Here is a 7,797-nt window from a genome sequence, read left to right as displayed (position 1 = left end):
GCTTGAGGACGCGCTTGGCCGTGTGGCCGACAGCATTTCCGTCATCGGAACCGTTTTACTGGGTATAGCGCCCGATATGACCGTTCTGCCGCCCCTCGATCAGAACCCTATGAACCAATCTCAGGTCTATCAGGTTCAGCTGGCCCTCTCTAATGGAGGCCTTCATACCATCTCGCTGGTGAAGCTGGGCATGCTTCTGGACAAGCTATCGGCTAACTTTCAATGTACCCCTGCCGACGCCGCCGTCTTCCCAAATCTCGCCCCAGGGCAGGCCGTTGTGGCGAACTTCACGCTGCGTGCGCTCCCGATGTCCTCAACACCTCCAAGCGACTACCCGGCAGAGGTCATCTATACGGCCGGCGGCGGGCCGATACGGGTAACGCTGAGCCTAAACACGGAGTAACCTTTACGTTTTTTCTAACAGGAGAACCATCAAGAATGTGCTCGCAAACGGTTTTTAAAGCTACTGCTCGACCCTGCCAACGCTTGGCAGCGTTTTGGACGCCTCTTTTGGCCGGCCTCTTTCTGCTGCTTGGGTCGTTGACGGCACAAGCCGACATCAAGATAACTTTTGACCTTAAAAATGGCGACCACATCAGCGATGTTGCGCGAATCGTGGCCCATGTGTCTAGTCCTAACCTCATCACCGAGGTGGACTTCTATGTAGATGGGCAAGAGAGGGCAAAAGCGACAAGCGTGCCGTACGAGTTTCTTTGGGATACCATTCCCGACAAAGAGGGGCCTCATACCTTAAAAGTCACCGCAATGGATATTGACGGCAACACAGCTTCGGCAACGCTGCAACTTGTTATTGATAACCATCTAGAGGAGGGCGCTGCGGCGTTGGCCCAAAAGGCCGAGCAGGCTTTAACCGGCGGCGACCTCGATACCGCGCAGCGCTACAGCCGACGCGCCCTAAAGGCCGACCCGAACAACGTGTTGGCCGCGCGTGTGCTTGCCAAACTTTATGCGCAGACGGGAGATTATGAGAAGGCGGAACAGCTGTTAGCCGGCTTGAAAAATCTTAATAGCAGCAGTGAGGCGATGTTAGACCTCGCCTCCTATCGCATGCGGATAGCCCTGCGACCGGGGGTGGACGAGCAGCACGCCGTAGATGAGATTCAGGCGGCGCTTGCGCTTCAACATAAGGCCGCCGATCTGGCCGTGGAGGGCGTGCGCTCCAACAAAACCAGCACTCCACTGGCCCTGGGCGATGCCTTGTTAAATGCCGGCCACTACCAAGAGGCCGCAGACACCTACAAACCGCTTGCCTCCGGCGAAAAGGCTCCCGTTGAAGCGGTAAACCGTCTCGCGCTGGCCTATATCTACACGGAACAGTATCGCGAGGCGTCGAGCTTACTGAGAATACTGGAGATCGAGCATCGTGCCGACGCAGTGTCGCGCGCAGTGGCCGGGCTGTTGTTGGTGCGCTTGCACTATCCCGACCGCGCTTTAACCCTCCTAAAGCCCGACATGGATCAGCCCTCTGCAGCAGACCTCATCGTCGCCTCATGGGCGAACCTGCAACTGGGCAATCGGCGAGCGGCTGCCGATCTCGCCCAGAAAGCTGCCGCCATGCTGCCGGAATCTGGCGATGCCGCCTACTTGCTGGCGCTCACCTCCCCTGACCTCGGCATTGCCGATAGAGCGAGCGCCAACGCGCTTTCTCTGGCCCCCTTCCAGCCCGGCCCCTATCTCGATTATGGGGTGCGCAAGGCCTTGCAACTCAAAGAACATCTGTTCAATATGGGGGTAGACCTCTGCGATATGGCCCTGCAAAACGACCCAAAATGCCCGAGCGCTCTCATTCTTAAGGCTCTGCTGCTTACCGAGCTGGCGCAACCGGAAAAGGCCTTCGTCATTCTCTCTAAACTGAACGCGGATATGCCCTCCGCTCCTGATGTGTTGTTGGCTTTCTCTGCCTACTACCTGGCCCAAAAGAACTCGGCGGAGGCACAACGCCTTTTCGAACTGGCTACGAAAACAGCCCCTCCGGTGATGAACCTGCAGCTTCCTCTCGATCCTCTGCCAACCATCGAGTTGCTGTTTCGGAGAACAGGTTACGATGCCGTGCCGTTTCTTAATCTAGCAACGCTCTATCCTCCGCCGCCGGCAACGGCTATGCCTTAGAGGAGCGATCCAAAGCCGTGCCGATGAGTGAACCGAGTGCCTTCCGGCAGCTTGCCCCTCTTTACGATACCCTGATGCAAGAAGTGCCCTACGAAGAGTGGGCACGCTATCTGGAACGACTGCTTCAAGAGCGACAGGCGCGACCAAAGCGTGCCCTCGACCTCGCTTGCGGCACGGGTAATGTTGCCGAGCATCTTCACGCGATGGGTATGGAGGTGGTTGGGGTGGATGTTAGCCCCGCGATGATAGAGGAGGCAAGGCGCAAGGCTACCGAACGCCAACTCCCCATTCGCTACTATGTGCAGGATGCCGCTGCGCTTGAGCTTCCAGAAGCCCCCTTCGACCTCTGTGTGAGCCTCTTTGACAGCCTGAACTACATTATTGAGCCGGAGCGTCTTGCAAAGGCCTTTCAACGAGTGGCAGCCCATCTGGTGGTGGGAGGGCTGTTCATTTTCGATCTTAACACCGAATATGCTTTAGCGAATCGCTTTTTCGACCAGAACAATCTCGGGAGCGATGAACCGCTTCTTTATGATTGGCGAAGTACCTACTTCCCTGAAAAACGGCTCTGCCGAGTGGATATGCATTTCACCTGGCGAGCACCCGATGGCTCGCAGAGGGTTTTCGAGGAGGTGCATTGGCAATACGCCTATCGGGAGCAGGAGGTGCGCGCTTTTCTTACGCAAGCCGGTTTTGACCAGATCGCCGTCTATCATGCCTACACACTGCGTCCGCCGGCACCCTATTCCGACAGGCTGTTCTATGTCGCCCGCCGATCGCCAACCGCTAAGCGGTCTCCCGAATAACCTCAAGCAGCGTGTCTAGCCCCCTCCAAAGCGTCTCCTCGGAAATGTTGAGCGGTGGAATGAGACGCAGGGTGGCATTGTCTACCGCAGGGTCGCCTATACGGGCGCCACACGTGAGCAGGAGCAAGCCTCTTTCCCTCGCCCTCTGCTTGATCTGCTCACAGCGTGTGTAGTCCGGCTGACCTTGTGTGTTGCGGAACTCGATCCCTATCATGAGGCCCCAGCCGCGTACATCGCTTACCCCGTAGGTACCGATGAGGGGACGAAGACGCTGTTGAACCGCTTCTCCGAGCCTTGCCGCGCGTTCCACAAGCCCCTCACGCTCTAGAATGTGCAGGGCGGCTAAGCCGGCAGCGCAGGCCACCGGGTTGCCCCCAAAGGTAGTCCCGTGTTCGCCAGGCTCCCATTTATCCATCAGCGCCTTGCGTGCCGCCAAACCGGCCAAAGGTAACCCTCCTCCCACCGCTTTCCCGAAAACGAGGATGTCAGGCTCTACGCCTAAGTGCTCGAAGCCAAACCACCTTCCTGTACGCCCCCACCCGGTCTGAATCTCATCGGCTATAAGCAGCACATGGTGTTTGCGCAAAAGCGCTTGCATGTGTTGTGCCATGCGGGGGTCTAGAGGCACATAGCCGCCCTCGCCCTGAACCGGTTCGAAGAAGAGGGCCGCGATCTGCTCTTTACGCTCCTCTAGTATCCGTTCAAGCGCTTCGAGGCAGCAGCAGGGGCGTTTTTGACCGTTGAAGCAGCCCTGACACCGCGGTGCAGGGAGGTGATGAATGTGTTCGCGAAGCGAGGAGAGTAGCCCCATGTACGGGGCACGATGCGCGATTTTGGAGTAGGAGAGCGCCGTGGCAAAGAGCGTACGACCATGAAACGCGCCGAAAAACGCGAGAAACTCGCTGCGCCCGGTTGCCTTCAGCGCAAGCTTGGCGGCTGCGTCAATGGATTCGCTGCCGCTGTTCATGAACAGAAACGTCCAGGGGGAGGGGCCGGGAAGCAAGCGATCGAGAAGGCGGCGCATCCAATCGGCAAGCTCCAGCTGAGGGGCGTGACGCATGGTATCCGACACGTGGAGCACTCGATGCGCTTGGGCGCTAATGGCCCGTGCGATTTGGGGGTGTGTGTGCCCACAGGCGTGCACGGCGATGCCCGCCGTGAAGTCTATAAGATGATGCCCTGCATAGGTATCTATTTCGGCCCCGTGCGCCTCTTGGGCAACCTCCTTGGTTTCGTATCCGAGCACCTCGGCTAACAGACCCTCTTCATTGAGGGCAAGGATGTCTTTGGTTTTTGTCATACGGTTATCCTTTCTCCGATCGCTGCATGTCGGTGCACTCTCTTTCAAATTGTCGGAAAGAGGAGCAATCTTTCGTAAAACGCCTCTAAAAAGTTCGAGGAGCCTTCGCATCTCTGCGTCGGCCCCTCGAAGTTGGGAAAGAGGAAGTTGGGCGCGACGCCGGCCGCCGCGCCTCCACGCGACGGCTACGTGCCGGTCATCATGGTCTGTTGCGAGTCTGTGCGGTCACCGGTTGCCGCCTCGATGTCTTGGGCATACTGCAGAATACTTACCTGTGAGGCCAAAGAGGAGGCGATTTTGTGGAAGGCGCAGGCCGCTTCCGATTCGGGAGCGCCGATAACCACAGGGGTGCCGGAATCGCCGCCTGCGCAGATGGCGGCATCAAGCGGAATACGACCGAGGAAGGGGACATCGAGCTGTTTGGCAGCCATCTCGGCGCCGCCCGAGCCAAAAGGCCCGCCGCTCATATTCTCTACAACTCCAAGAATGGGGATGGGGCGTTCGCGATTTTGAGAAAGCATGCGGAACATGGCGATACTTTTATTGGCGATCTCTTGTGCCACCAATTGCGGAGTCATGACCACAAGCACGCCGGAGAGGGGAACAAGCTGTGCCAAACTCAAAGGGGCATCGCCCGTTCCGGGGGGAAGGTCTACGATGAGATAGTCCTGTTCGCCCCACAACACATCGCCCAGCATTTGTCGCACCGCGCTTGCCACCATCGGCCCGCGCCACACCACGGCCTTGTCCGGTTCCAAAAGAAAACCTAGCGACATCACTAAAACGCCGTGCGCCTGCACGGGCACGATCTTAGGGCCTGCGGGTGTCTCCTTCATAAGGGGGCGTTGGCGCACACCCATCATGGTTGGCAGAGAGGGACCGTAGATGTCGGCATCAAGCAACCCCACTTTCGCACCGGTTTTGGCGAGGGCGATGGCGATATTGGCGGCCACGGTGCTTTTGCCAACCCCTCCTTTGCCGCTGGCTACGGCGATCACATGGCGCACTTTGGGAATAAGCTCCCCGGGATTGGGGCGCGAGCGCACTTGCGCTGTCATCTCGATGTTCACTTGCTCGACGCCGGGAAGGGAACGCACCGCCTTTTCGGCCTGTATCTTCAACATGTCTTTCACAGGGCAGGCCGGTGTCGTTAGCTCAATACGGAGGGCCACATTGCCGCCGCATACCCGAACGTCTTTCACAAAGCCAAGCGTCACGATATCTCGGTGGAGATCGGGGTCTTCCACCACCCGCAACGCCTCTAAAATCTGTTCTTTACTTATTTCGGCCATTTGCACTGTTCCTTAAGCGCCCTCAACTTCTTATTCTACCCCACTTGAGGGGCGAAAGCCAATACAGCAGCGCCGGTGAGATGTTTTTGTACCGTTACTCAAAATACGATTCGCCGGTACCTTCCGTTCGTACGAGGGCAAACGTAGTGAGGAGCAACGCCGTTGTTCTTCCGTTTCTGGCATGCATAAGCGCAGACGGCAGTAAGGACAGTGTTACCCCGCCCCTACAAGGGTTTGGGTCAAAGCGACCGGCTGTTGGGTGGTTGGGGTTAAGCAGCCGGCGAAGGGTTCGGTTCGTGTGGGCAGTATAGCATAATATAAAAGAGGGAAAGCGGCGCTTCCTCTGTCGCCTAAAGGCGGCAGCCTCCGCGCTAGAAGGTCCTAATTTGGAGAAACACGGGCGAGAAAAGACGATGGGGTTCACGCCAAGACAGCCACCGCTGATCGCGCTTTTAACCGACTTCGGAACGCGAGACACCTATGTGGGCGTCATGAAAGGAGTCATCCTCTCAATAGCTCCTCAGGCGCAGATCGTTGACCTTACCCATGAGGTAACTCCGCAAGCCGTACTAGAGGGAAGCGCGCGGTTAGAGGCCGCTCTGCCCTACTTCCCTGCCGGCACGGTGTTCGTGGCTGTGGTGGACCCCGGTGTGGGCAGCGAACGGGAGGTGTGTGTAGTCGAAACGGAGGTTGCGCGCCTGGTGGCACCGGATAATGGCCTGTTAACATTGCCGATCCGCAAACAGCGTCCGCGGAAGGTAGCGAAGTGGAATGCCCATGTAGGCGGCGCCTATGTGTTACCGCGTATCAGCGCGACTTTTCACGGCCGTGATATTTTTGCCCCTCTCGCAGCCCACCTGGCGCAGGGGCTGCCCTTAGAGGCCATCGGAGCCATTTGGGAGGTCGCCGAGCCCTCGACGTCCGCCCCCTCGCTCCCCTTGCACCTATTGGAGGTGCCCGTGCCGCTGACCCTTTCGGATGCACAGGGGCGCCCCGCGCTAGAGCTTACCGTGCTGTATGTGGATCGGTTCGGGAATCTTATTACCAATTTGGATGAGGAGACGCTGGATCGCTGGATGGCCGATAGGGGCATTGGGGAAGACCAACTGTGCGTGCGATGCGAGGCGGGTGAGGCGCCTTTGGTGCGTACCTTTTCCGATGTGGAAGTGGGCTGCCTGCTGGCCTATCGAGGGAGTGGAGGGCGCCTTGAGTTGGCGATTCGAGAGGGAAATGCGGCAAACACGCTGGGGCTGCACACCGGTAGCAAGCTCTATTTAGTGGTAAGATCATGAACAACAGGCCAACCCGACTTCAACTGGTGATTATCTCTGGGGCCTCCGGCTCCGGAAAGACAACCGCCCTGCATAGCTTTGAAGATGCCGGCTACTTTACCGTAGATAATCTGCCGCCGGCACTGCTGCCGAATCTGGCGACATTTTGCTTAGAGAACGATTTCGCGAAGGTTGCAGTTGTGGTAGATGCACGTGTTCATGAGGCCATTCGGTCGTTTGAACCCAACGTGCGCCTTTTGCGCGACCAGGGCCATTCGGTGAAGGTTCTCTTTCTGGATACGGAAGACCACGTGCTCGTAGCCCGTTTTAAGGAGAGCCGAAGGCCGCATCCGTTCTATCACCCTCTGGCGCAGCCGAAGATACAGAGCATCGAAGAGGCCATTGAGGTGGAACGCGCTCTCCTAGAGGATGTTCGCGCCATGGCCGACCGCGTTGTGGATACAACCACGCTAACCCCCACCGCACTGCGCCATCAGCTGCAAGATATGTATGCCGATGCCGATGCGATGGGCATGCAGATCGTGGTGCTTTCTTTCGGCTATAAGTACGGCATTCCGGTGGATGCCGACCTTGTTTTCGACGTGCGCTTTCTCTGTAACCCGCACTATGTGCCGGAGCTGCAGGCCCATGATGGCCGTGACGACGTGGTGAAGCAGTTTGTGTTTTCCGACCCGAGGGCCAAGCCGCTGTTGGAAAGGATGGAGGCCCTCATTGATTACACCCTTCCTGAATATGAGGCGGAGGGAAAAGCCTATCTCACCATTGCGATAGGCTGTACCGGTGGCAAGCATCGTTCGGTGGTGTTGGCCGAAGCGTTGGCCGCTCATCTGCGCGGACGAGGGGCACACGTTGCCGTGCGACATCGCGATCTGCCCGAACCGTCTCAAGGCAAGGAGGCCTGAACGATGAACCGACGCTCTCCTCTTTGGAAATGGCTCTACCCCGGCATGCATGTTAAGCGCTGGATCGCTTTGGGG

General features: G+C 58.0%; 7 protein-coding genes. 5 read left to right on the top strand and 2 right to left on the bottom strand.

Going from position 1 to position 7,797, the window contains the following annotated elements:
* The 3 genes from VKV18_RS03925 to VKV18_RS03915 all read left to right on the top strand — a co-directional run.
* Positions 1–403 (top strand): hypothetical protein (locus VKV18_RS03925; RefSeq protein ID WP_324202921.1); only part of this gene is annotated, 403 nt, incomplete at its 5' end.
* Positions 404–438: 35 nt separating this feature from the next.
* Positions 439–2,130 carry a tetratricopeptide repeat protein gene (locus VKV18_RS03920; protein WP_324202920.1) on the top strand — a complete coding sequence of 564 codons (1,692 nt, stop codon included), beginning with the start codon at positions 439–441 and terminating at the stop codon, positions 2,128–2,130.
* 23 nt (positions 2,131–2,153) lie between these two features.
* Positions 2,154–2,936, top strand: a complete 783-nt coding sequence (locus tag VKV18_RS03915; RefSeq protein WP_324202922.1) for a class I SAM-dependent methyltransferase — start codon at positions 2,154–2,156, stop codon at positions 2,934–2,936.
* On the opposite strand, the gene VKV18_RS03910 is transcribed toward VKV18_RS03915, so the two are convergent.
* The gene (locus VKV18_RS03910) at positions 2,917–4,236 is read right to left on the bottom strand and encodes an aspartate aminotransferase family protein (protein WP_324202919.1); all 1,320 of its coding nucleotides are present in this window, start codon (positions 4,234–4,236) and stop codon (positions 2,917–2,919) included. The two genes, VKV18_RS03915 and VKV18_RS03910, sit on opposite strands and share 20 nt — an antisense overlap.
* Positions 4,237–4,421: 185 nt before the next feature.
* The gene (locus VKV18_RS03905; protein ID WP_324202918.1) at positions 4,422–5,528 is read right to left on the bottom strand and encodes an Mrp/NBP35 family ATP-binding protein; all 1,107 of its coding nucleotides are present in this window, start codon (positions 5,526–5,528) and stop codon (positions 4,422–4,424) included.
* A 413-nt stretch (positions 5,529–5,941) separates the two neighbouring features.
* Between VKV18_RS03905 and VKV18_RS03900 the strand changes: the two genes are divergently transcribed.
* Both VKV18_RS03900 and rapZ read left to right on the top strand, forming a co-directional pair.
* Positions 5,942–6,820, top strand: a complete 879-nt coding sequence (locus VKV18_RS03900; RefSeq protein ID WP_324202917.1) for an SAM-dependent chlorinase/fluorinase — start codon at positions 5,942–5,944, stop codon at positions 6,818–6,820.
* Positions 6,817–7,722: an RNase adapter RapZ gene (rapZ, locus tag VKV18_RS03895; RefSeq protein ID WP_324202916.1), complete on the top strand. Its 906-nt coding sequence runs from the start codon at positions 6,817–6,819 to the stop codon at positions 7,720–7,722. Before VKV18_RS03900 ends, rapZ begins: the two co-directional genes overlap by 4 nt.
* Positions 7,723–7,797 lie beyond the last annotated feature (75 nt).

This window comes from Chthonomonas sp., assembly GCF_035294505.1.
GTDB lineage: Bacteria > Armatimonadota > Chthonomonadetes > Chthonomonadales > Chthonomonadaceae > Chthonomonas.
The sequence above is the reverse complement of the archived record's forward strand: the minus strand, read 5'-3'. Positions and strand labels throughout refer to the sequence as shown.

Bases quoted from the DNA above. Each gene is read 5' to 3' on its own strand.
- rapZ (WP_324202916.1), top strand. From the start codon at position 6,817: ATGAACAACAGGCCAACCCGACTTCAACTGGTGATTATCTCTGGGGCC.
- VKV18_RS03910 (WP_324202919.1), bottom strand. From the start codon at position 4,236: ATGACAAAAACCAAAGACATCCTTGCCCTCAATGAAGAGGGTCTGTTA.
- VKV18_RS03920 (WP_324202920.1), top strand. From the start codon at position 439: ATGTGCTCGCAAACGGTTTTTAAAGCTACTGCTCGACCCTGCCAACGC.
- VKV18_RS03905 (WP_324202918.1), bottom strand. From the start codon at position 5,528: ATGGCCGAAATAAGTAAAGAACAGATTTTAGAGGCGTTGCGGGTGGTG.
- VKV18_RS03915 (WP_324202922.1), top strand. From the start codon at position 2,154: ATGAGTGAACCGAGTGCCTTCCGGCAGCTTGCCCCTCTTTACGATACC.
- VKV18_RS03900 (WP_324202917.1), top strand. From the start codon at position 5,942: ATGGGGTTCACGCCAAGACAGCCACCGCTGATCGCGCTTTTAACCGAC.